At 67.3% G+C, this 21,706-nt stretch carries 18 protein-coding genes; 8 read left to right on the forward strand and 10 right to left on the reverse strand.

The window, feature by feature from the left end:
- Positions 1–747: a TlyA family RNA methyltransferase gene (locus tag BLM15_RS13510; protein WP_126113241.1), complete on the forward strand. Its 747-nt coding sequence runs from the start codon at positions 1–3 to the stop codon at positions 745–747.
- Here BLM15_RS13510 and BLM15_RS13515 read toward each other — a convergent pair.
- The gene (locus BLM15_RS13515) at positions 744–1,229 is read right to left on the reverse strand and encodes a hypothetical protein (RefSeq protein ID WP_126113242.1); all 486 of its coding nucleotides are present in this window, start codon (positions 1,227–1,229) and stop codon (positions 744–746) included. The two genes, BLM15_RS13510 and BLM15_RS13515, sit on opposite strands and share 4 nt — an antisense overlap.
- Before the next feature lie 88 nt (positions 1,230–1,317).
- On the opposite strand from BLM15_RS13515, the gene BLM15_RS13520 reads away from it, so the two are divergent.
- The 3 genes from BLM15_RS13520 to BLM15_RS13530 all read left to right on the forward strand — a co-directional run bounded on the left by BLM15_RS13520 (position 1,318) and on the right by BLM15_RS13530 (position 4,946).
- Complete coding sequence (locus BLM15_RS13520; protein ID WP_126113243.1) at positions 1,318–2,076, forward strand: SOS response-associated peptidase; 759 nt, start codon at positions 1,318–1,320, stop codon at positions 2,074–2,076.
- A gap of 62 nt (positions 2,077–2,138) precedes the next feature.
- Positions 2,139–3,746: a gamma-glutamyltransferase family protein gene (locus BLM15_RS13525; RefSeq protein ID WP_126113244.1), complete on the forward strand. Its 1,608-nt coding sequence runs from the start codon at positions 2,139–2,141 to the stop codon at positions 3,744–3,746.
- Positions 3,747–3,803: 57 nt separating this feature from the next.
- Positions 3,804–4,946, forward strand: coding sequence for an AGE family epimerase/isomerase (locus BLM15_RS13530; protein WP_164547512.1), 1,143 nt, complete (start codon positions 3,804–3,806; stop codon positions 4,944–4,946).
- 4 nt (positions 4,947–4,950) lie between these two features.
- Here the strand turns inward: BLM15_RS13530 and BLM15_RS13535 are convergent, their stop codons facing one another.
- The 3 genes from BLM15_RS13535 to BLM15_RS13545 are packed head-to-tail and all read right to left on the reverse strand — an operon-like array spanning position 4,951 to position 8,275.
- The gene (locus tag BLM15_RS13535) at positions 4,951–5,589 is read right to left on the reverse strand and encodes a DUF4166 domain-containing protein (protein ID WP_126113246.1); all 639 of its coding nucleotides are present in this window, start codon (positions 5,587–5,589) and stop codon (positions 4,951–4,953) included.
- Between the two features lie 3 nt (positions 5,590–5,592).
- Entirely contained in the window at positions 5,593–6,999 is a 1,407-nt protein-coding gene (locus BLM15_RS13540) for an FAD-binding oxidoreductase (protein ID WP_126113247.1), read from the reverse strand.
- A gap of 19 nt (positions 7,000–7,018) precedes the next feature.
- Entirely contained in the window at positions 7,019–8,275 is a 1,257-nt protein-coding gene (locus BLM15_RS13545) for a class I SAM-dependent RNA methyltransferase (RefSeq protein ID WP_126113248.1), read from the reverse strand.
- A gap of 80 nt (positions 8,276–8,355) precedes the next feature.
- On the opposite strand from BLM15_RS13545, the gene BLM15_RS13550 reads away from it, so the two are divergent.
- Both BLM15_RS13550 and BLM15_RS13555 read left to right on the forward strand, forming a co-directional pair.
- Entirely contained in the window at positions 8,356–9,399 is a 1,044-nt protein-coding gene (locus BLM15_RS13550; protein ID WP_126113249.1) for a cysteine synthase A, read from the forward strand.
- A 4-nt stretch (positions 9,400–9,403) separates the two neighbouring features.
- Positions 9,404–9,976 carry a hypothetical protein gene (locus BLM15_RS13555; RefSeq protein WP_126113250.1) on the forward strand — a complete coding sequence of 191 codons (573 nt, stop codon included), beginning with the start codon at positions 9,404–9,406 and terminating at the stop codon, positions 9,974–9,976.
- A gap of 4 nt (positions 9,977–9,980) precedes the next feature.
- Here BLM15_RS13555 and BLM15_RS13560 read toward each other — a convergent pair whose 3' ends face one another.
- The 3 genes from BLM15_RS13560 to BLM15_RS13570 form a co-directional block, all read right to left on the reverse strand.
- Positions 9,981–11,348 carry a dicarboxylate/amino acid:cation symporter gene (locus tag BLM15_RS13560; RefSeq protein WP_126113251.1) on the reverse strand — a complete coding sequence of 456 codons (1,368 nt, stop codon included), beginning with the start codon at positions 11,346–11,348 and terminating at the stop codon, positions 9,981–9,983.
- A 187-nt stretch (positions 11,349–11,535) separates the two neighbouring features.
- On the reverse strand, positions 11,536–13,314 hold the full coding sequence (locus BLM15_RS13565; protein ID WP_126113252.1) for an SLC13 family permease: 1,779 nt from the start codon (positions 13,312–13,314) through the stop codon (positions 11,536–11,538).
- A gap of 38 nt (positions 13,315–13,352) precedes the next feature.
- Positions 13,353–14,342: a magnesium transporter CorA family protein gene (locus tag BLM15_RS13570; protein ID WP_126113253.1), complete on the reverse strand. Its 990-nt coding sequence runs from the start codon at positions 14,340–14,342 to the stop codon at positions 13,353–13,355.
- A 253-nt stretch (positions 14,343–14,595) separates the two neighbouring features.
- Between BLM15_RS13570 and BLM15_RS31860 the strand changes: the two genes are divergently transcribed.
- Complete coding sequence (locus BLM15_RS31860; protein WP_236846658.1) at positions 14,596–17,058, forward strand: methyl-accepting chemotaxis protein; 2,463 nt, start codon at positions 14,596–14,598, stop codon at positions 17,056–17,058.
- Positions 17,059–17,174: 116 nt separating this feature from the next.
- On the opposite strand, the gene BLM15_RS13580 is transcribed toward BLM15_RS31860, so the two are convergent.
- Both BLM15_RS13580 and BLM15_RS13585 read right to left on the reverse strand, forming a co-directional pair.
- The gene (locus tag BLM15_RS13580) at positions 17,175–18,035 is read right to left on the reverse strand and encodes an SDR family oxidoreductase (RefSeq protein WP_126113255.1); all 861 of its coding nucleotides are present in this window, start codon (positions 18,033–18,035) and stop codon (positions 17,175–17,177) included.
- 11 nt (positions 18,036–18,046) lie between these two features.
- Entirely contained in the window at positions 18,047–18,907 is an 861-nt protein-coding gene (locus tag BLM15_RS13585; RefSeq protein ID WP_206438637.1) for an SDR family NAD(P)-dependent oxidoreductase, read from the reverse strand.
- 80 nt (positions 18,908–18,987) lie between these two features.
- On the opposite strand from BLM15_RS13585, the gene BLM15_RS13590 reads away from it, so the two are divergent.
- Complete coding sequence (locus BLM15_RS13590; RefSeq protein ID WP_126113256.1) at positions 18,988–19,776, forward strand: class I SAM-dependent methyltransferase; 789 nt, start codon at positions 18,988–18,990, stop codon at positions 19,774–19,776.
- A gap of 23 nt (positions 19,777–19,799) precedes the next feature.
- On the opposite strand, the gene BLM15_RS13595 is transcribed toward BLM15_RS13590, so the two are convergent.
- A complete protein-coding gene (locus BLM15_RS13595) occupies positions 19,800–21,575 on the reverse strand; it encodes an acyl-CoA dehydrogenase (RefSeq protein ID WP_126113257.1) in 1,776 nt (591 codons plus the stop codon).
- Positions 21,576–21,706 lie beyond the last annotated feature (131 nt).

Raw genomic sequence — 21,706 nt, forward strand, 5'->3', positions numbered from 1 at the left:
ATGACCGCCGGCCTGCCGCGCCGGGTCCGCGCCGACCTGCTGCTGCTCGAGCGCGGCCTCTTCGAAAGCCGTGCGCGGGCGCAAGCCGCCATCGCCGCGGGCCTCGTCAGCGCCGATGGCATCGTGCTGCGCAAGGCGTCGGAGACGGTGCTCGCAGCGGCGAAGATCGAGGCGCAGGCGGCGCACCCTTACGTTTCGCGCGGCGGGGTGAAGCTCGCCGCCGCGCTCGACGCCTTCGGCTTCGATCCCAAGGGTCTGACCTGCCTCGATGTCGGCGCCTCGACCGGCGGCTTCAGCGACGTGCTGCTCCGGCGCGGCGCGGCGCATGTCTACGCCATCGATGTCGGCCAGGCGCAGTTGCATGAGAGCCTGCACGGCCATCCCCGCCTGACCAGCCTGGAGAGCCAGGACATCCGCACGCTCGATCCCGGCCTGTTTGCGGAGGCGCCGACACTCGCAGTGATCGACGTCAGCTTCATCTCGCTGAAGCTGGTGTTGCCGGCGGTGGCAAAGCTGCTGGCGCCGCAAGCCCGGCTGATCGCACTGGTGAAGCCGCAATTCGAGACCAGGCGCTCGGCGCTGAAGAAGGGCGTACTGCGCGACGAGGCGCTTCAGGAGCAGATCTGCGCGGAGATCGCGGACGCGGTCACCGCCCTCGGCTTCACCGTCAGTGGGCTCACCCCCTCGCCGATCGAGGGCGGCGACGGCAACCGTGAATTCCTGCTCGGCGGCGTGCGGAGCGTCTAGCTCGCCATTACGGCATCGATGTCGGCCTGCACGGCACCGGCATCGATATAGGCCGCCTGGCCCTGACCATTGGCATTGATGAAGGCGGTGGCGCGCGCGATGAGGCGGCGCAACGACAGGCTCGCGACATCGACGATCAGCGCTGGGTCTTCCTCTGCCGGCATCTCGTCGAGCAATGCCGTCGCGGTATAGACCAGCCGATCCATGGCCGCGCAGAGCTGCTCGAAACCTTCCGCCTCGCGCCTGCCGAGCGCGCGATAAGCCGCAGTGGCCTCGCCGGCACAGCGCAGCGGCGACACTGCGAAATGCTCGACATAACCGAGCCCGCGCCAGGCCTTGAGATCGCCGACGATCTCGCGGTCGAGCGGCACCATCTCCAGCAGCATCAGCGCCTCGCTGTGGCGGTTGAGATAGTCGGTCGAGAGTTGCGGTGTGGTTCCGCCCGCCGCGGTCGCTGATGTCTCGGTCGCGGAAGCAGACATGAAGAGGCCCCGGAAGCGGCGCGACTATGCTGTGCCAACAGCAAACAAAGTCTTGATCCGGTCGCGATAAGACGGAACTGATCGGGCGATGTGTGGTCGCTATGCCATTACCCTGCCGCCGGAGGCGATGCGCGAGGCCTTCGCCTATCGCGAGCAGCCGAACTTCCCGCCGCGCTACAACATCGCGCCGACGCAGCCGGTGCCTGTCGTCCGGCTCGACGAAGGCCGGCGCCAGTTCATCCTGATGCGCTGGGGTTTCATCCCGGGCTGGGTCAAGGATCCCAAGACCTTTCCTTTGGTCATCAATGTCCGAAGCGAGAGCGCCCGCGAAAAACCCTCCTTCCGCGCCGCTTTCATCCGCCGGCGCTGCCTGATGCCGGCTGATGGCTTCTACGAATGGCATCGCCTCGGCGAAGGCCGGCAGCAGGAGAACCGGCCTTACCTCTTCCGCAAGCCCGATCAGGGCTTCTTCGCCTTCGCGGCGCTGTGGGAGACCTGGCACAGTCCAGATGGCTCCGAGATCGACACGGTCGCGATGGTCACTGGATCGGCGAACGGGCAGATGGCGGCGATCCATCACCGCTCGCCTGTCATCGTGCCGCCCGAAGCTTTCGACACCTGGCTCGATCCGGCGGCCGAACCGGCCGATCTGCAGGCGCTGCTGCAGCCCTCGCCGGACGATCTTCTGGAGATGCTCCGGCTCGGCCCCGCGGTGAACAAGGTCGCCAATGACGGGCCGGAGGTGCAAGAGCCGTTCGATCCCGCTTCGGCGCCGGCGCCCCCCGCCAAGCCCGTCATGCGTCCTCGTCGGGGCAGCCCGGACGATGCACAGGGCAGCCTGTTCTAGCGCAGGCCATGACGACGCGCTTACTCTCGTCCCAAACGAGACCAACAGAGGAAACGCCCCAGATGGATGGCCGCCGCCCGACGATGAGCTCCCTGCACGGCATGGTCGCCGCCGCGCATCCGCTGGCGGCGCAGGCCGGTGCCCGCATCCTTAGCCAGGGCGGCAACGTCTTCGACGCGGTCGGCGCGGTCGCGGCGGCGCTCAATGTGGTCGAGCCGTTCATGTCGAGCCTTGCCGGCATGGGCTCGGCGACGATGTGGGTCGCGGCCGAGAAGCGCGTCCGCGTCCTCGATTTCGTGCCCCGCGTGCCCGAGAGCTTCCCAATCGAGCGCTTCAGCCAGCGCTCCGACCTCGAGCGCGGTGCGCTCGCAGTGGCTCCGCCCGGCAATCTCGCCGGCTGGTGCGAACTCAACCGCGCCTATGGCCGCCTCTCACTCGGCGAGATATTCGCACCGGCGATTGCTCTCGCCGAAGATGGTTTCCCGATCGCGGAGTTCGGCGTGACCGAGTTCAACGAGCAGGCGCCGCTATTGCGCGAGCGGCCCGAGCTCTACGAGAATTGGGCGCGGAACTATCTGCGCGAAGGCGGGACAAGCGTCGCGCTCGGCCAGATCCTGCACCAACCCGAGCTGGCGGCGACCCTGCGCGACATCGCCGTCAAGGGACCGGGTCATCTCTACCAGGGTCCGCTCGGCGAGACGATCGTCGCCCATCTCAAGGCGCAAGGCGGCACGCTGACCATGGCCGACCTCGCCAAGGTCGCCCCGCAATGGCGCGAGCCGCTCGCCGTCGCCTATCGCGATCGGCAGGTGCATGTGCCGCCGCCGGCCTGCGAAGGCTTCCAGTTCCTGCTGACCCTGCGCATCCTCGACGGCTTCGATCTCGGCAAGCTGGAGAGCAACGGCGCCGAGCATCTCGACATCGTTTATCGCGCCATCCGCCTCGCCGCCGGCGTCCGGATCGCGCACAATAATCCCAAGCCCGAGAAGCTTGCAGAGATCCTGTCCGAGCCGTTCGTCGAAAATCTGCGAGCGCGAGTCCGCGACGGCAAGCCAGTCGACGGCCCGACCGAACAATGGATGCCGCAGGCGCCAGCAGGCGAGGACCCAGGCCACACCACTTCGTTCTCGATCGCCGACCGCGACGGCAATCTGATCTGCGTGACGCAGAGCATCGGCAGCCCCTTCGGCAGCGGCGTCGTCGTGCCGGGCACGGGGGTCAGCCTCAACAACTTCCTCTACTGGGCCGATGTCCAGCCCGGCAGCCCGAACCGCTCGCTGCCGGGCTCGGAACTGCCGATGTGCATGTCGCCGACCCTCTCGACGCGGGATGGCACGCCGGTGCTCGCGCTCGGCACGCCCGGCAGCTACGGCATCCTGCAGACGCAGGTGCAGGCCATGGTCCAGCACGTCGATTTCGGGCTGCCCTTGCAGGACGCGATCGAGGCGCCACGCGCCCGGCTCTGGGATGGGCGCGAAGTCGAGGTCGAGAACCGGCTTCCCACAGAGACGATCGCCGCGCTGGCCGAGCGCGGACACGGCATCTTCGCGAACGAGGGCGGCTGGACCATGCGAGTCGGCGGCATGCAGGCGGTGTCGCGCGATCCGGCCACGGGCCGACTGACTGGCGCCTGCGACCCGCGCCGCGACGGCTATGTCGCGACGCCCTGAGCGGCCTTTGCGCTGGATCGAACCTGCCTCATGCGGGGCTCCATGGATGGAAGCATTTTGAGCACCGCCCCAGATGATCTGAAGGCCTGGCTGACGAATACATTGCTGCCGGGCTGGATCGCCCGCGCCTTCGACCCGGCCCAGCCCGGCTTCGTCGAATATCTCGGGCCGGACGGGACGCCCGAGGCCAGCGATCTGCGCACCACCTTGATCACGGCACGGCTGACCTATGTCTTCAGCCATGCGCATCTCCTCGGCGTGCCCGGAGCGTTGGCCGCCGCGCGGCACGGCTTCGCCTTCCTGACGAGCGTCTGCCGACGCGCCGACGGGCGCTTCGGCCATTCCTGCACGACGCGCGGAGAAGCGGTCGACGGCAGGTCCGATTTTTACGATCTCGCCTTCGTCCTGTTCGCGCTCGGCTGGTTCGCCAAGGCGACCGGCGAGACGGACGCGCTGGCAACCGCCGGAGAGGTGATGGACTTCCTCAATGGCGAGCTGGCGCATCCGGCCGGCGGCTATCGCGAGGATACGCTGGGCGCGCAACCCCGGCGCCAGAACCCGCATATGCACCTGCTCGAGGCCTGCCACGCTCTCGCGGCGGCATCGCCCGATCCGCGCTGGCTAGCGACGGCCGAAAGGCTCGTGCGGCTGATGCGGGAGCGGATGCTGGACGCCAATGGCACGCTCGGCGAGTTTTTCGATGAGAACTGGGCGACGTTCCCGGGCCCGCGCGGGCTGATCCGGGAGCCCGGTCATCATTTCGAGTGGACGTGGCTGCTTTATCACCACGAGCGGCTGACCGGTTCGAGCGAGGCTCGCGAGACTGCCCACAAGCTCCATGCGTTCGGGCAACGTCAGGTCGATGCGGCGGTCAATCCATCGCAGCTCGTCGTGAACGAGGTAGACCCGACAGGCCGCGTCCTCAACGGCGCAGCCTTGCTCTGGCCGCAGACGGAATATCTGAAGGCGCTCGCCGCACGGATCGAATTCGAGGGCGACGACGATGCCGCGATACGGCTCGGACAGCATCTGCGCCTGGTCTTCCGGCACTTCGTCGACGCCAAGAACGGGCTATGGGTCAACCAGCTCGACGACCAGGGGCAGCCGATGAGCGAGCGGGTCCCGGTTCGGGTGCTCTACCATCTGGTGCTGGCGCTCGCCGAAATCTGCCGCGTCACCAAGAGCGATATGGCTCTGTAGTGCTTCAGCGACCAGCGACCTCGCCCGTGGTCACCGCCTCCTCTGGAAGCGAGAAGGTGCCGCTGTAGCGGAACAGCTCGCCGAAGAGCGGATGCTTCAGCGTCATCCGCATGCTGAAGCTGCGCTCATCGATCGGCCGTTCCTCGATATAGCCCGTGCCGAGGAGAAGCCCGACCGGCAAAGGCAGGTCGAGGCCGAGAAGTCGCCAGACATAGCCCTCGTCGCGGAAGACCAGCGCCCCCTCCTCCGCCGTGACCCTGAGGCGCATGCCGACGCCGAAGCGGACGAATTCGATGACCTGGTTGGCGCCGGTCTGCTGCATGCGCGAGCGGAAATGGAACGGCTTGCGCCCGGCGAAATGGAACACCCGATCCCAATGCAGCGTCCCGTCTTCGGGCCGGGCAGCGTAGTGGACTTCGATCGGTACGTCGCGGCCGCGATAGGGCACCAGCGCTCCGACGATCCGGGCAAAGGGCAGCAGCAGCCTGGCGAAGGCGCTGTGCTCGACCTCGTGCATCACGCCTTTGACGCAGATGGTATCGTCGCTGAACGAGCGCAGGAAGTAGTGGCGCCGGATGACCTCGCCGAGCTGGTGCCAGTCCTCGCCGAGCACCTCCTGGAAGACCGGCCGGCGCTCGCTCATGCGCTACAGCACCGAGCCGGGATTGAGCACGCCCTTCGGGTCGAGCGCCGCCTTCACCGTCCGCATCAGGTCGAGCTCGACCGGGTCCTTGACGCCCGGCAACAACGAACGCTTGAGGCGGCCGATGCCGTGCTCGGCTGAGATCGAGCCCTTGAGCTCGGTGACGATGGCGTGCACCGCCTCGTTCATCGCGCTCCAGCCGGCGAGGTAGGCGGCCTTGTCGGCGCCGACCGGCTGGCTGACGTTGAAATGGATGTTGCCGTCGCCGAGATGGCCGAACGGCACCGGCCGGCAGCCCGGCACCATCGCCTCGACCCTGGCGGTAGCCCGCTTCAGGAACTCGGGCGTAGCGTGGAGCGGCACGGAGATGTCGTGCTTGATCGAGCCGCCCTCATGGGTCTGCACCTCGGACAGCATCTCGCGCAGCTTCCAGAGATCGGCGCGCTGGCCGAGCGAGCCGGCGAGCACGGCATCGGTGACGAGCCCCTCTTCCAGCGCCTCGCCGAGGAAGGCCTCGACCGCCTCGCTGAGCCCGGCTTCGGCCTGCGCCGAGACCTCCATCAGCACATACCAGGGCGACGGCTCCGACAGCGGATCGCGGGCGCCGCTGGCGTGGCGGACGACGAAGTCGAGGCCGATGCGCGGCATGATCTCGAAGGTGGTGAGCGTGCCGCCGGCGCTGGCCTTGGCCTTGTTGAGCAGGGACAGCGCCGCTTCCGGATCGGGCACAGCGAGGAAGGCGGTGGCGCGCGCCGTCGGCAGCGGGAACAACTTCAGCACGGCGGCGGTGATGATGCCGAGCGTGCCCTCCGAACCGATGAAGAGGTTCTTGAGGTCGTAGCCGGTATTGTCCTTGCGCAATTGGCGCAGGCCGTTCCAGACGCGGCCGTCGGCAAGCACGACCTCGAGGCCGAGGCAGAGTTCGCGGGCATTGCCATAGGCGATCACCGCGGTGCCGCCAGCATTGCTGGAGAGATTGCCACCGACCGTGCAGGAGCCTTCCGAGGCGAGCGAGAGCGGGAAGAGCCGCCCGGCGGCCTCGGCCGCCTCCTGCGCCTTCTGCAAGATGACACCGGCCTCGACGGTCATGGTGTCGCCATCGACATCGACCGAGCGGATCTTGTCGAGCCGCTGCAGCGACAGGATGATCTCCCGGCCCTCGGCGACCGGGGTCTGGCCCCCGACCATGCCGGTATTGCCGCCTTGTGGCACGATCGTCGCGCCGGTCTCGCTCGCCCACTTCATCAGGGCCGAAACTTCGGCGGCCGAGCCCGGCCGCACCACCGCCTGCGCCTTGCCGTGGAAGAGACCGCGCGGCTCCTTGAGATAGGGCACCATCGCATCAGCGTCGGTGATCACGTTCTTCGCGCCGACGATACCGGCCAGAGCTTCGATAGTAGGCGCGCTCATCCTGCCTCCGGAGACTTGATCACTTGCGGCCGGCAGCCTTGCGGAAAACGCCGACGAGTTCGATGTGGGCGGAATAGCGGAACTGGTCGACCGGTGTCACGCGCTCCAGCGCATAGCCGCCTGCGACCAAAAGCGCCGCGTCGCGGGCAAAGCTGCCGACATCGCAGGAGACATAGGCCACCAGCGGCACCTTGGAGGCGGCGAGCCGCCTGACCTGAGCCTCTGCCCCGGCCCGCGGCGGATCGAGCACGACGGCGTCGAAAGCGCTAAGCTCATGCTCCAGCAAGGGCCGGCGGAAGAGGTCGCGCGTCTCGGCTGCGACCGGCTTCAGGCCCTGCGCATGGTTGGCGGCCCGGCTCAGCGCCTGGACCGCCGCCTTGTCACTCTCGAAGGCCGAAACCTGCGCCTTTTCGGCGAGCCGGACACTGAACGGGCCGCAGCCGGCGAAGAGATCGGCGACGCGTTTTGCCTTGGGGATCGCATCGAGTGCGAGGCGCGACAGGACCGCCTCACCCTCAGCGGTGGCCTGCAGGAAGCCGCCGGGCGCCGGTGTCACCGAGGCCTTGCCCATCAGCTGGAAAGGCGCGCGCCGCTCGACGATGATCTCGCCATGCATGGCGAGGCGGGCGAGATCGAGCCGCTCGGCCACCTCGGTCAGCGCCCGGCGCAAGCTATCCCCGGCCGGGCCATGGCCGCGGATATCGACGTCAAGCCCGGCCTGCGACGCGGTGAGCTGGATGTCGAGCGGCTTGTTCGAAGCGCGCAGGCGATTGGCCAGGAGTTGCGCCACGACCGGCGCCCGCGCAAGGCTGGGGGCCAGCACCGGGCAGGCCTCGACCTCGATCAGGTCGTGGCTCCTCGCCGCCATGAAGCCGACGCGCATGCCGTTCTCGTCGCGGCGGGCATGAAAGGTGACGCGCCTGCGGCCGGCGCCATGGGCATCGACCAGTGCCGCGACCTCGGTTTCAAGTCCGGCACGGGACAGTGCCGTCACCACCTGCTGGCGCTTCCATTCGGCATAGAGGCCCTCGCCCATATGCTGCGCGGCGCAGCCGCCGCAGCGGGTGAAGAGCGGGCAGATCGCGGCGATGCGCGAGGCGGAGGGCGCGAGGATCTCGACCAGTTGCCCGCGATCGCCATCGCGCACCACCCGCGCTTTCTCTCCTGACAGCGCGAAGGGCACGAAGACCTGCCCCTCCGCCGTCTCGGCGACGCCGTCGCCGCGCTGGCCGAGCCGCGCGATCGTGAGCGTTTCATTCATGGCGAGGGCGGACATAGGGTGCTGGGCTCGTGACGTGATTGCGGGTTTGGCCTATCAGGTGACGGCAAGCAGGGAAATGGCTGGAGTTGCCTAATATGACTATCCGCAACGGCGTCGTCGAAGCGATCGGCAACACCCCCCTGATCAAGCTGAAGCGCGCCTCGCAAGAAACTGGCTGCGAGATCCTCGGCAAGGCCGAGTTCATGAACCCCGGCCAATCGGTCAAGGACCGCGCCGCGCTCGCCATCATCCGCCACGCCGAAAAAAGCGGCGCGCTCCGCCCCGGCGGCGTCATCGTCGAGGGCACGGCCGGCAATACCGGCATCGGCCTGGCGCTGGTCGGCAATGCGCTGGGCTATCGCAGCGTGATCGTCATCCCGGATACGCAGAGCCAGGAAAAGAAGGACATGCTGCGGCTCGCCGGCGCGACCCTGGTCGAGGTCCCGGCCGTCGGCTATGTCAACCCAAACAACTACGTGAAGGTCTCCGGCCGCCTCGCCGAGGAGCTGGCGAAGACTGAAGCGAACGGCGCGATCTGGGCCAACCAGTTCGACAATGTCGCCAATCGCCAGGGCCATATCGAGACGACCGGCCCGGAGATCTGGCAGCAGACGGACGGCAAGGTCGACGGCTTCACCTGCGCAGTCGGCACCGGCGGCACGCTCGCCGGCGTCGCGATCGCGCTGAAGGGCTACAACCCGAAGATCCGCATTGCCCTCGCCGACCCGATGGGCGCGGCGCTCTACGCCTACTACACCACCGGCGAGCTCAAGGCCGAGGGCTCCTCGATCACCGAGGGCATCGGCCAGGGCCGGATCACCAAGAACATCGAGGGCGCCCCGATCGACGTCGCCTTCCAGATCCCGGACGAGGAGGCGATCCCGCTCTGCTTCCAGCTGCTGGAGGAAGAAGGCCTCTGCCTCGGTGGCTCCTCCGGCATCAACGTCGCCGGCGCGATCCGGCTGGCGAAGGAGATGGGCCCCGGCCACACCATCGTGACCATCCTCTGCGACTACGGCACACGTTACCAGTCGAAGCTGTTCAACGCCGAGTTCCTGCGCTCGAAGAACCTGCCGGTGCCCGGCTGGCTCGAGCGCGATGGCGGGCTGAAGGACGTGATGACGAAGGTGATGGCCTGACGCCGTGCTGCTCGACCGGCGCGCGCTCCAGGGCATCGCCGAGGGCAGCATCACGCAGGTGCTGCGTCGGTGGCGCCGGCCGAGCGTCAGGAGCGGCGGCACCTTGCTGACCGCGATAGGTCAGCTCGCCGTCGACGCGATCGAGCCGATTTCCGAGGCTGAGATCGATGACGCCGTAGCAAAGGCCGCTGGCTTTGGCTCACGCGACGACGCGCTCGCTGCGTTGGCCGGCCGCGACGGCGAGCTCTATCGCATCCGCATTCGTCTCGCGGGCCCCGATCCGCGCGGAGCCTTGCGTGAAGCCGATGACCTGACGGACGCCGACGCGGAGCAGCTGGTTCAGCGCCTTGCCCGGCTTGATGCGCGCAAGGTTTGGACACACGCCACGCTAGAGCTAATCGCGACGCATCCCGGGCGGCGCGCCGCCGAACTCGCTGAGCTACTCGGGCGCGAGATGCTCCCATTCAAGCAGGATGTGCGCAAACTCAAAGCCCTCGGCCTGACCGAGAGCCTCGATGTCGGCTACCGACTGTCGCCGCGCGGCGAGGCCCTGCTCTCGAAGCTTCCGCCGCGCTGACGCCTCAAGCCGTCTGCGCGCCGGCGTCGATAGCCTCGATGTCGCCGGCACGGTCGTACTGCGCCTGATCGAGCATGCCTTGCCGCTTGGCGACGATGGTCGGCACCAGAGCTTGGCCGGCGACGTTCACCGCGGTGCGGCCCATGTCGAGGATTGGGTCGATTGCGAGCAACAGGCCGACGCCGGCGAGCGGCAGGCCAAGCGTCGACAAGGTCAGCGTCAACATCACCGTCGCGCCGGTGAGCCCGGCGGTCGCCGCCGAACCGATGACCGAGACGAAGGCGATCAGCACATATTCCTGCAGGCCGAGCGGGACACCGTAGAACTGCGCGACGAAGATCGCCGAGATCGCCGGGTAGATCGCGGCGCAGCCATCCATCTTGGTGGTCGCCCCGAGCGGAACCGCGAAGGCCGCATACTCACGCGGCACGCCGAGGCTTTTCTCGGTCACGGCCTCGGTCACCGGCAAGGTGCCGACCGAGGAGCGCGAGACGAAGGCGAGCTGGATCGCCGGCCAGGCGCCCGCGAAGAAGCGCAGCGGCGAGAGCCCGTGCAGGATCAGCAAGGCCGGGTAGACGATCAGCAGCACGATGGCGAGGCCGAGATAGATCGCGAAGGCGTACCAGGAGAGCTGCTGCAGGGTCTGCCAGCCATATTGCGCCACGGCATTGCCGAGCAGGCCGATGGTGCCGATCGGCGTCAGCCGGATCACCCACCACAGGATCTTGCGGACGATCGCCAGCAGCGACTCGTTGAAGGCGAGGAAGCTGTTGGCGCGTTCGCCGACCTTCAGCGCCGCGACGCCGACGACGATCGAGATGACCAGCAGCTGCAGCACGTTGAAGCCGAGCCTTGTGGTCGCCGCACCGCCGTCGATCCGGGTCGATGCCTGCAAGCCGAACACGTTGGCAGGGACGAGGCCCTTCAGGAAATCGAGCCAGGAGCCGACCGAGCCGGGCGCTTTGGCGCTGGCCGCGAGCACGCCCGAATTGATCCCCGGCTGGATGATCAAGCCGAGCGCGATGCCGATCAGCACGGCGATGAAGGCGGTGAGCGCAAACCAGAGCAGCGTCTGCCAGACCAGAGCGGCCGCGTTGGAGAGCTGGCGGAGATTGCTGATCGAGGCGACGATCGCGGTGAAGATCAGCGGCGGCACCAGAGCCTGCAGCAATTGCACGAAGATCGAGCCGGTCGTCGCCAGCGTCGTCGTCAGGGCGTTCGGCTGCCCGGCCGCATCGGGGCCGATATTGCGCGCGATCCAGCCGAGCACGAGCCCGATCACCATGGCCGCCAGAACCTGGAAGCCGAAGCTGGCATAAAATGGCTTGGTGCCGGCGGTCGCCGCGCCGGCTCGGGACGTCACTGTGGTCATGGCAGGAACTCATCAATCGCCGCAGCGCGGCTGAAGATTTATGCCCGTTTTATAGGCGCTGTCGCAGCTTCCGGGAAGCTGAAGACTGCCATTTTGAGCCAACTCAACAGTGAAAATATTCTACACTGCAAGGCACCACAGGAATTTTCTTCTCTCAAGCAGGTCAACCGCATGCAAGCGGCCCAAGTCAGCGCAGCGGCCAGACCCAGAGGATCAGCGGCACGGCGAGCAGGATCACCAGCAGCGACAATGGCGCGCCGAGCCTGGAATAGTCGCCGAAGCGGTAGCCGCCCGGCCCCATCACCAGCGTGTTGCACTGGTGTCCGATCGGCGTGAGGAAGTCGCAGGCGGCGCCGATTGCGACCGCCATCAGGAAGGCGTCGGGATTGTAGCCGAGCGTCTTGGCAAAGCCTGCGCCAATCGGCGCCATCACCAGCACGGTCGCGGCATTGTTGAGGAAGGGCGTCACGGCCATGGCGGCGACGAGCATCAGCCCGACAGCGCCCCAGCCCGGCAGGCCCGCACCGACCTGCGCCAGGAGCCCGGCGAAGACGTCGGTCGCGCCGGTGACGCGCAGGCTGTCGCTGACCGGGATCAGCGCCGCCAGCATGATCAGGATCGGCGCCTCGACAGAGTCGTAGGCGTCGCGCAGCGTCAGGGCGCGCGTCACCAGCAGGAGCACCGCGGCGGCAAAGAAGGCGATCGCCACCGGCAGCAGCCCGAGCGCGACCACGATGACCGTCGCGGCGACGATCGTTCCGGTGACGAAGCGGCGGCGCGTGCTACCCAGCGCCAAGCTACGGGCAGCGAGCGGCAGCAGGCCGAGCTCGCGCAGACGCTCGGGCAGCAGGTCCTCGTTGCCCTGCAGCAGCACGACGTCGCCAGCGCGCAGGCGGATATCGCGCAGGCGCTCGGTGAAGCGCTCGCCGGCGCGGCTGATCCCGAGCAGGTTGATGTGGAAGCGGGCATGCAAATCGATCTCAGCGGCGCTGACACCTTCGAGCAGCGAGCCCTGCGTCACGATCGCCTCACCGGTGCGAGCTGGATCGAGCGAGCCCTCGCGCTGGGTCGAGCGGTGCTGGCCAGCGAGCTCGAGTTCGCCTGCCGCAATGACGCGCTCCAGCGCCTTGGGTTCGCCGCGCAGCAGCAGGATGTCGCCGGCGCGCAGGCTGGCGTCGGGCAGCGGCGCCCGGCGGCGTTCGCCATCGCGCAGGATCGCGACGACCTCGACCTCGCCATCGCCCGGCCTTCTGAGATCGGCGACCGTCTTGCCGGTGAGCGGCCCCTTCTCGGGCAGGCGCGCCTCGGTGACGTAATCCTTGATGTCTACAGCCTGGTCGAGCGAGCGCGAACCCTGGCGATCCTTCGGCAGCAACCGGTAGGCGACGCTCAGGAAAGCGCAGCCGATGACCGCGATGCCGATGCCGACCGGCGTGAAGTCGAACATGGCGAAGGGCTCGCCACCGAGCTCCTGCCTGACGCGCGCGACGATGACATTGGGCGAGGTGCCGACCAGCGTGACGATGCCGCCGAGCAGGGAGGCGAAGGCCATCGGCATCAGGAAGACCGAGGGCGACTTCCCGTCCTTGCGGGCGAGTTGGTAGGCGATCGGCAGCATCATCGCGAGCGCGCCGATATTCTTGATGATCGCCGACATCGCGGCGACGACGAAGACGAGGACCGCGACCTGCGCCTGCGTCGAGCGCAGTGCGGGCGCGATGCGGGCAAGCGCAGTCTCGACGAGGCCGGAGCGCGCCACCGCGGCGCTGACGATCAGGGCGCTGGCGACGATGATGACGATGTCGTCGGAGAAGCCCTTGAAGGCCTCCTTGGCCGGGACGACGCCGAGCATGACGCCGGCGAGGAGAGCCAGAAGCGCGACGACATCATAGCGCAGCTTGCCCCAGACGAAGGCCGCCATCATCGCGGCAACCAGGGAGCAGGACAGAATCTGTGGCAGCGTCATCCGGTTAGGCTAGCGGAAGGCAGGCCACTCCGGCAGGGTCAGAGCCACTTCTTCCAGCGGAAGAATAGATAGGGCAGGATCGCCGCGACCACCATGATCAAGAGCGACATCGGATAGCCGAGTTCCCATTTCAACTCGGGCATCTTCTCGAAGTTCATGCCGTAGATCGAGGCGACGAGCGTCGGTGGCATGAAGACCACCGCGACGACCGAGAACAGCTTGATGATCTTGTTCTGCTCGATGCTGACCAGGCCGAGCGTCGCGTTCAGCATGAACTGCAGCTTGTTCGACAGGAAGGTGGCGTGCTCCTCGATCGCCTGGACGTCGCGGATCGCGGCGCGCCATTCCGGTGTGAAGCCGCTCGCCGCCTTCTTGGTGCGCTTGAAGTTGGCCGAGAGGTAGAGCAGCACGCGCTCGACCGAGACCATGCTCTCGCGCACATTCGAGATGATGTGCTCGTACTGGCCGATCTTGCGGACGACCGCCTGATAGACCCGGCCCTGCTCGACGCTGGCGCTGTTGCCGTCGAAGATCTGGCGCGAGCGCAGGTCGATGCGGTCGCCGACGCCGCGCAGCACTTCGGCGGCGCGATCGACGATCGCCTCGATCAGGCCCTCGATCACGCCAGCCGGTTCGAGTTCGCAACCTCCCGGCTTGGTGACGCGGTTGAGGAAGATGTTGAAGGCGCCCGGCTCGTCATAGCGCACCGTGACCAGCGCCTTCTCGGTCAGGATAAAGGTGACGTCGGCGAGCCTGGGAACGTTCGTTTCAGACTGGCAGATGACGCGCAGCGTCATGTAGTGCGCGCCGTCCTCGGCATAGATCGTCTCGGACGGTTCGAGATCGTGCATCTCCTCCTTGGTCGGGATCGAGATGCCGAGATGCTGCTCGACCTTGGCATCCTCGGCCGGCGTCGGATTGAACAGGTCGATCCAGATTGAGCCGGGTGGAATCTCCTCCTCGACGGCGAGAGTCCGATGCGCGAGCTTGTCGCCGTGCGTCTGGCAAATGCCGTGGATCAGGAGCATGGCCGGTCATCCGGAATCAGGCGCCTCGCGGCGCGATTTGCACTGCACCAACTCCAAACGTCCTGCAGTGTCAAACCGATGACGGGCCCGGGGCAACGGTAACCCCGAAGCGGGGAATCCCTCGCCCTGGCCAGCCGCCAAGCGCGGCAGCGTGGTTAGCATAAAATAAATCGCAGGATGAGACACTTAACGGATCAGTCTTCCATCCGGGTTTGCCATGTTCAACGCCGCGAAAAACCTCAGCATCAAGACCATGCTTCTGACCGTCCTCGGTCTTGCCAGCGCGGCGATCGTAACGCTCTCGACGCAATCGCTCTGGCAAGCCTGGACGCGCTACAACACGGCCGTCGAGGTTTCGGTTCTCGCCGATCTGAACAAGGCCTATTTCGCCGCGCTGCAGAATCTCCGCTACGAACGCGGCAACGGCGCGAGCGCGATGACGATGCCCACCGACAAGAACGGCGGGATGATCGAGGACGTGCTGACGCGGCGCAAGCGACTGGACGATGCGATCGCGACGGCGCAGGCGATCGTCCAGAAGAACGGCTACGGCACCGCAACGACCGTCTCGAACGAGATCGACGGCCATGTCGCGGCGCTGAAGCCGTTGCGGGCGAAGATCGACGCCAACTGGAAGCTCCCGGTGGAAGCGCGGGAGAAGGAACTGGTCGGGGCCAGCATGGCCCAGACCGGCAAATTCTTGACGGCGCTCGAGACCGCATCGGCTACGCTCGAAGAACGCATCCTCGTCCTCGACGCCAACTTCGCTAACCTCACCTCCATCCGCTCGATGGCCTGGGCAGCGCGCTCGTTCAGCGGATCGTCGACGATCGTCCTCAACAACGCCGTCGCCCAGGACCGGCCGCTCGACGCCAAGGAGAGCAATGCCGTCATCGTCAGCGATGCACGCATGGAGTTCGCCTGGGGCGTGGTGAAGCAGCTCATCGGCCAGGCGAGCACGCCGCAGGCACTGAAAGATGCGCTTGTAACTGCCGAAAACACCTATTTCGGCGGCAGCTTCAAGGCGACGCGAGCCGACCTGGTCGCCAATGCGACCGGCGGGCGCAAGCCTTCGATCAATCCCGACCAATGGCGCGACCAGATCGTCGCCGCCTCCGAGACCGTCGGCGCAGTGGCGAGCCGCGCTATCGACGTCCTATCGGATGCCGCCGATGCGAAGGCAGCCGCCGCAATGCGCTCGCTCGTCATGTACGGCCTCGTCCTCTCGGCCGCGCTCGTGCTGGCGCTGGTCGGGCTCTGGCTGGTGCAGAGCCGTGTGACGCGCCCGATCACCTCGTTGACCGCCTCGATGAAGCAGTTGGCGCAGGGCGATTTCTCGACCGAGATCATCGACAGCGGCCGCAATGACGAGATCGGCGGGATGGCTGCCGCTGTCCTTGTGTTCAAGGAGAACGGGCTGCGCGTCCAGGCATTGGAGGCGCAGGAACGCGCCGCTGCGGCAGACCGTGCTGCGCGGACAGAGTCCATGATCGCCGTCGTCAATGATGTCGGGACAGTCGTCGCCGCAGCGGCGGCAGGCGATTTCAGCGCGCGGCTGCAACTGGAGAATGCCGACGCGCAGATGCAGCAGCTGGTCAACGGCATCAACCAGATCAACGCCGTCGTCGACGGCGCCACGACGGAGTTCGCCGACATCCTGGCATCAGTCTCGCAGGGCGACCTGACCCGCCGGATCGCGACCGACTATCAGGGCCGCTTCGCCGAGCTGAAGCACTCGGTCAACGAGACGGTCGAGCGGCTCTCGGAGACGATCGGCGGCATCCAGGCGACGACATCGCAGGTCTCGGCCTCGGCCCGTGAGATCAAGGCAGGCGCCGACGATCTCGCCAAGCGGACCGAGGAGCAGGCTGCCTCGCTGGAAGAGACCGCAGCCACGACCGAGGAGCTCGCAGCGTCCGTCAAGGCGAGTGCCGGTTCCTCGAAGGTTGCGGCATCGGCTTCCGACGAGGCCACGAACGTGGCGCAGCAGGGCGGCACGATCGTGCAGAACGCCGTCGAGGCGATGGAGCGGATCGAGGCGGCCTCGCGCAAGATCACCGACATCACCTCGGTCATCGACGGCATCGCCTTCCAGACCAATCTGCTGGCGCTGAACGCCGCGGTCGAAGCCGCCCGCGCCGGCGACGCCGGCAAGGGCTTCGCCGTGGTCGCCTCGGAGGTCCGGACGCTGGCGCAGCGCTCGGCCGAAGCGTCGAAGGACATCACGACCCTGATCCAGTCCTCGACCATCGAGATCGAGGAAGGCGTCAAGCTGGTCCGCTCGGCGGGGACGGTTCTCGACAAGATCGTCTCGGCCTCCAGGCAGGTCGCTGCGACCGTGGTCGAGATTTCGGCAGCGGCGGGCGAACAGGCCAATGGCATCGACGAGATGAGCCAGACCGTCGCTCATATGGACGAGATAACTCAGCAGAACGCCGCCCTCGCCGAGGAAAGCGCTGCCTCCGCGGCCTCACTTGCTGACCAGATCCATAGCCTGGACCAGCTCGTCGCGGCTTTCCGCATCTCCGCCAGCGATGCGCGCTCGACCAGCGAGCCGGAGCGCCTGCGCAACTTCGCAGCAGCCGCGATGTCGGAAACGCGCGCTGCTCCGCGCGCGCCGGCACGGAAGGCGCCTGCGCCCCATACCGCCCCGACGCCCGCCCGCAAGGTCGCGGGCGGCGGCGCGCGCGACAACCACAGCTGGGAGGAGTTCTGAGTCCCTGGAGAATTTGCGCGCTTATCCGAAGCGCGCAAATTCTCCAGTCTTTTTGATGTGCCGCATTTTCTTGACGCGAACCGGTATCCACTTCGCTCGAAAATGCTCTGGCGGGCTCAGACGCCGCCCTTCACCCCCTGCGGCGGCTTGATCTCCACGGGCACGAAGAAATCCGGCATCAGTGGCACCGACGGATCGACGCGGTAGGGCGTGAAGTCGGTGACGCCCTCGCCGGCCATGAAGTTGTCGTCGATCAGGAACTGGCCCGAGAAGCTGCGCGAGGGCTTGTTGAAGACCATGTAGGCGGCATCGGCCAGCATCTCCGGCGTGCGGCTCGCCTGCACCATCTTGTCGCCGCCGAGCAGATTCTTCACCGCGGCGGTCGCGACCGTGGTGCGGGGCCAGAGCGCGTTGACGGCGATGCCCTTCGGCGCAAGCTCGCCGGCAAGGCCGAGCACGCACATGCTCATCCCGTATTTCGCCATGGTGTAGGCTAGGTGCGGGGCGAACCAGCGCATCTTCATGTCGAGCGGCGGCGACAGCATCAGGATGTGCGGGTTCTCCGCCTTCTCCAGATGGGGAATGGCGTATTTCGAGACCATGAAGGTGCCGCGCGTGTTGATCTGATGCATCAGATCGTAGCGCTTCATATCGGTCATCTGGGTGTTGCTCAGCGAGATCGCGCTGGCATTGTTCACGACGATGTCGATGCCGCCGAAGGTCTGCGCCGTCTTCGCGATCGCTTCCGCGACGCTGGCCTCGTCGCGGACGTCGACCATCAGCGGCAGGCATTTGCCGCCGGCTGCCTCGATCTCGGCGGCAGCCGTATAGATCGTGCCCTCAAGCTTGGGATGCGGCTCGGCCGTCTTGGCCGCGATCGTGACATTGGCGCCGTCGCGCGCCGCCTTGATCGCGATGGCGAGCCCAATGCCGCGCGACCCGCCGGTGATGAAGAGCGTCTTGCCCTTGAGCGACATGGTGTCCTCCCTCATGAATTCTGCAAGCTGAAACGATCCGGCTGCGTGCCGTCCGCATCGGTGAAACCGTAGGTGCGCGCCAGATCGGCGGCATGCAGCACCTGGCCGGCATGGCGGGCAACATCCGGATCGGCCGCCAGCGCCGCAACCGCACGGCCGGTATAGAGCGGAGTCTCGGTGGTCTCGGCTGCCATGCCGGCATCACGCACCCGTTCGGTCAGGACATGGCCGGGCGAAAGACCGAGCGCCGTGACACCATAAGGCTGGAGTTCCTGCGCCATCGCCAGCGTCAGCCGGTTCATCGCCGCCTTGGCGAGATCGTAGAAGACGTCGCCGAGATAACCGCTGGCGGTGTCGAAGCTCACCGTGACGATCAGGCCCTGGCGCATCTGCACCATGGCGGGAGCGACGGCGCGGGCCAGCAGCAATTGCGCATAGACGCCGCTCTCGAAGCTCTGGCCGAGCCGCGCCACCGGGCGGCGCCAGAACGGCGCACCGAAGGCCGAACCGTCCGGATAGCGCTCGCCATCATAGCCCTCATTGCCGCCCCAGACTGCGTCGACGACGCAATCGAGCCGACCGAAACGGCGGAGCGACCAGGCCACGAGTTGGTCGACCTCGCGCTCATTGGTGTGGTCGCAGCGATAGGGCTCGCCGCGGCCGCCGGCCGCCTCGACCTCGCGGGCGGTGTCCTCGAAGGTTTCCGAGCGTTGGTCGGTACGCGGCCCGGCCTCGCTGGAGCGGCCGGTGACGATCACGCTCGCGCCGGCCTGGCCGAGCGCCCGGGCAATGCCGCGCCCGAGGCCACGCGAGGCGCCGGCAACGAGGCACACCTTGCCGGCGAGCGGCTTTGGCAGGCCGTCTCCCGTCATGGCGACAGGCCTCGCGATCCGGCTGGCGCAACGCCTCCGGCTCCGATAGAAGCCCCCTCCCCCGAACGGCGAGGACGATCATGGAAGCGAGTGAGGTCGCGGCCTGCTGGGAGGCCAATGCCGAAACCTGGACCCGACATGCCCGGGCCGGATACGACCTCTACCGGGACGCCCAGAACACCCCGGCCTTCTTCGCGAACCTGCCCGACATCGACGGCCTGGACGGCCTCGACATCGGCTGCGGCGAGGGCTCGAACACGCGTAAGCTCGCCGAGGCCGGCGGGCGCATCACTGCGATCGACATCGCCCCGACTTTCATCCGCCATGCGCAGGAGAGGGAGACGGCAAATCCGCTCGGGATCGACTATCGCGCCGCCGACGGCATGGCGCTGCCCTTCGCCAATGCCAGCTTCGATTTCGCCACCGCGTTCATGTCGCTGATGGACATGCCGCACCAGGACCGCGTGCTGGCAGAAACGATGCGCGTCCTGAAACCCGGCGGCTTCCTGCAGTTCTCGATCCTGCATCCCTGCTTCGCGACACCGGGCCGCAAGGTGATGCGCGACGAGGCGGGCAATGTGCTCGGCATCGAGGTACGCGAATATTTCCGCGTCAGCGATGGCGAGATCGAGAGCTGGCGCTTCGGCGCGGCGCCAGCCGAGGAGAAGGCCAAGGTCGAGCCGTTCCGGGTGCCGCGCTTCCACCGCACGCTCAGCGACTGGGTCAATCTGCTGATCGCCACCGGCTTCCAGCTCGAGCACATGCACGAGCCGGGCGTCGATGCTGAGACGGCCAAGGCCGTGCCCTATCTTGCCGACACCTATATCGCGCCGCTGTTCCTGCACATGCGCGTGCGCAAGCAGGGCTGACGCTTCTGGCGCGGCGAGCGGCGTCACGCCGCGAAGACCGCAGCCGAATCCTCGACGGCGCCGGCGCCCTCCGTCACCGCGAGTTCCAGCGCGGTGGCTTCACCGACATGGTGCTCGGCATAGAAGCGGGCGGTGGCGAGCGCCGCGGCTCCCTGATCCTCGCCGCGCATCGCCAGCGCCTTCTTCGCCAGGCCGGTGCCACCCTGGGCGAGCGCGAAGAGCTTGAGATAGGGCGTGGCGCCGGCGAGCGCGCTCGCCTGGTCGATGCCCATGGTCGCCAGCATCCACTGTGTCGCCCGCTCGAGCGAGTCGACGGCGGCGCCAAGCCGCGCCGCGCTGTGGCCAAAGCCCGGCGTGTTGGCCTCGCGCACCTGTGCAACGACGTCGCGCATTTCGTCGATCAGTGCCTTGACCGCATCGCCATTGGAAAGCGGCAGCTTGCGCAGCACGAGATCAATCGCCTGGATGCCGTTGGTGCCCTCATAGATCGTCGCGATGCGGGCGTCGCGCAGATGCTGGGCGGCGCCGGTTTCCTCGACATAGCCCATGCCGCCATGGACCTGGACACCGGTGGAAGCGACCTCGACGCCGATATCGGTGGCGTAGGCCTTGGCGATGGGTGTGATGATCGCCGCCCGCTCGGCCGCCGCCTTGCGCTTGGCCTCGTCGGGCTCGCGATGCGAGCGGTCGAGCAAGGAGGCGAGCAGCAGCGAGAGCGCGCGGGCCGCCTGCGTCTTGGCGCGCATCTCCATCAGCATGCGGCGGATGTCGGGATGGACGATGATCGGGCTCATCGGAGCGCCCTTGGGCGCATCGAGCGCCGTGCCCTGCTTGCGCTCCTGCGCGAAGGCGAGCGCCTGCTGATAGGCGCGTTCGGCGATGGCGACGCCCTGCACCGCGACATTGAGGCGGGCATTGTTCATCATCGTGAACATGCAGGCGAGGCCGCGATTCTCCTCGCCGATCAGCCAGCCGATCGCACCGCCCTCGTCGCCATAGCTCATCGCGCAGGTCGGCGACGCGTGGATGCCAAGCTTGTGCTCGACGCCAGTGCAGCGGACATCGTTGCGCGGGCCGAGCGAGCCGTCTGCGTTGACGAGGTATTTTGGCACGAGGAAGAGCGAGATGCCGCGCGTGCCGGCAGGGGCGTCGGGCAGTCGGGCGAGGACGAGATGGACGATATTGTCCGTCATCTCGTGATCGCCATAGGTGATGAAGATCTTCTGGCCGCTGATGCGGTAGGTGCCGTCACCGACGCGTTCGGCCTTGGAGCGCAGCGCATTGAGGTCCGAGCCGGCTTGCGGCTCGGTCAGGTTCATCGTGCCCATCCACTCGCCGGAGACGAGCTTGGCGAGATAGGTTTCCTTCAGATAGTCGGAGCCGTGCGCGTGCAGCGCCTCGATCGCGCCGACCGTCAGCAGCGGGCCGAGCGCGAAGGCGAAGGCGGCCGAATTCCACATCTCGGTGCAGGCCGATTGCACCAGCGTCGGCAGGGCCTGGCCGCCATAGGCTTCGGGCCCCGGCAGCGCGTTCCAGCCGCCTTGCGCCCAGGCGTGATAGGCTTCCTTCCAGCCCGGCGGCGTGACGACGATGCCATCCTTGAGCCTGGAGCCGTGCCGATCGCCGACGATGTTCAGGGGAGCGAGCACGTCGCCGGCGAACCTTGCTGCCTCCTCCAGCACCGCCTCGGTGACGCCGTCGGCGAGTTCCGGAGCGAGTCCCTCGGCGATCAGGGCCTCGAGCCCGGCGACATGGCGCATCGTCGCCAGGATATCCTCGACCGGAGCACGGTACGACATCGCTTACCTCCCTCGGCGCCCGCGCATTCCCGACGGGCATTCTGCTCGTTGCGTTTGACGGCGATGTTAGCGACGAACTATGCCCGCCGCCACGCGCAAGCCGGCGCGGGTTCGCGCATGCCGCGTCGGCA

Source organism: Bosea sp. Tri-49, assembly GCF_003952665.1.
GTDB lineage: Bacteria > Pseudomonadota > Alphaproteobacteria > Rhizobiales > Beijerinckiaceae > Allobosea.

Coding starts and splice junctions, on each gene's coding strand:
- BLM15_RS13510 (WP_126113241.1), top strand. CDS start 1: ATGACCGCCGGCCTGCCGCGCCGGGTCCGCGCCGACCTGCTGCTGCTC.
- BLM15_RS13515 (WP_126113242.1), bottom strand. CDS start 1,229: ATGTCTGCTTCCGCGACCGAGACATCAGCGACCGCGGCGGGCGGAACC.
- BLM15_RS13520 (WP_126113243.1), top strand. CDS start 1,318: ATGTGTGGTCGCTATGCCATTACCCTGCCGCCGGAGGCGATGCGCGAG.
- BLM15_RS13525 (WP_126113244.1), top strand. CDS start 2,139: ATGGATGGCCGCCGCCCGACGATGAGCTCCCTGCACGGCATGGTCGCC.
- BLM15_RS13535 (WP_126113246.1), bottom strand. CDS start 5,589: ATGAGCGAGCGCCGGCCGGTCTTCCAGGAGGTGCTCGGCGAGGACTGG.
- BLM15_RS13540 (WP_126113247.1), bottom strand. CDS start 6,999: ATGAGCGCGCCTACTATCGAAGCTCTGGCCGGTATCGTCGGCGCGAAG.
- BLM15_RS13545 (WP_126113248.1), bottom strand. CDS start 8,275: ATGTCCGCCCTCGCCATGAATGAAACGCTCACGATCGCGCGGCTCGGC.
- BLM15_RS13550 (WP_126113249.1), top strand. CDS start 8,356: ATGACTATCCGCAACGGCGTCGTCGAAGCGATCGGCAACACCCCCCTG.
- BLM15_RS13560 (WP_126113251.1), bottom strand. CDS start 11,348: ATGACCACAGTGACGTCCCGAGCCGGCGCGGCGACCGCCGGCACCAAG.
- BLM15_RS13565 (WP_126113252.1), bottom strand. CDS start 13,314: ATGACGCTGCCACAGATTCTGTCCTGCTCCCTGGTTGCCGCGATGATG.
- BLM15_RS13570 (WP_126113253.1), bottom strand. CDS start 14,342: ATGCTCCTGATCCACGGCATTTGCCAGACGCACGGCGACAAGCTCGCG.
- BLM15_RS31860 (WP_236846658.1), top strand. CDS start 14,596: ATGCTTCTGACCGTCCTCGGTCTTGCCAGCGCGGCGATCGTAACGCTC.
- BLM15_RS13580 (WP_126113255.1), bottom strand. CDS start 18,035: ATGTCGCTCAAGGGCAAGACGCTCTTCATCACCGGCGGGTCGCGCGGC.
- BLM15_RS13585 (WP_206438637.1), bottom strand. CDS start 18,907: ATGACGGGAGACGGCCTGCCAAAGCCGCTCGCCGGCAAGGTGTGCCTC.
- BLM15_RS13590 (WP_126113256.1), top strand. CDS start 18,988: ATGGAAGCGAGTGAGGTCGCGGCCTGCTGGGAGGCCAATGCCGAAACC.
- BLM15_RS13595 (WP_126113257.1), bottom strand. CDS start 21,575: ATGTCGTACCGTGCTCCGGTCGAGGATATCCTGGCGACGATGCGCCAT.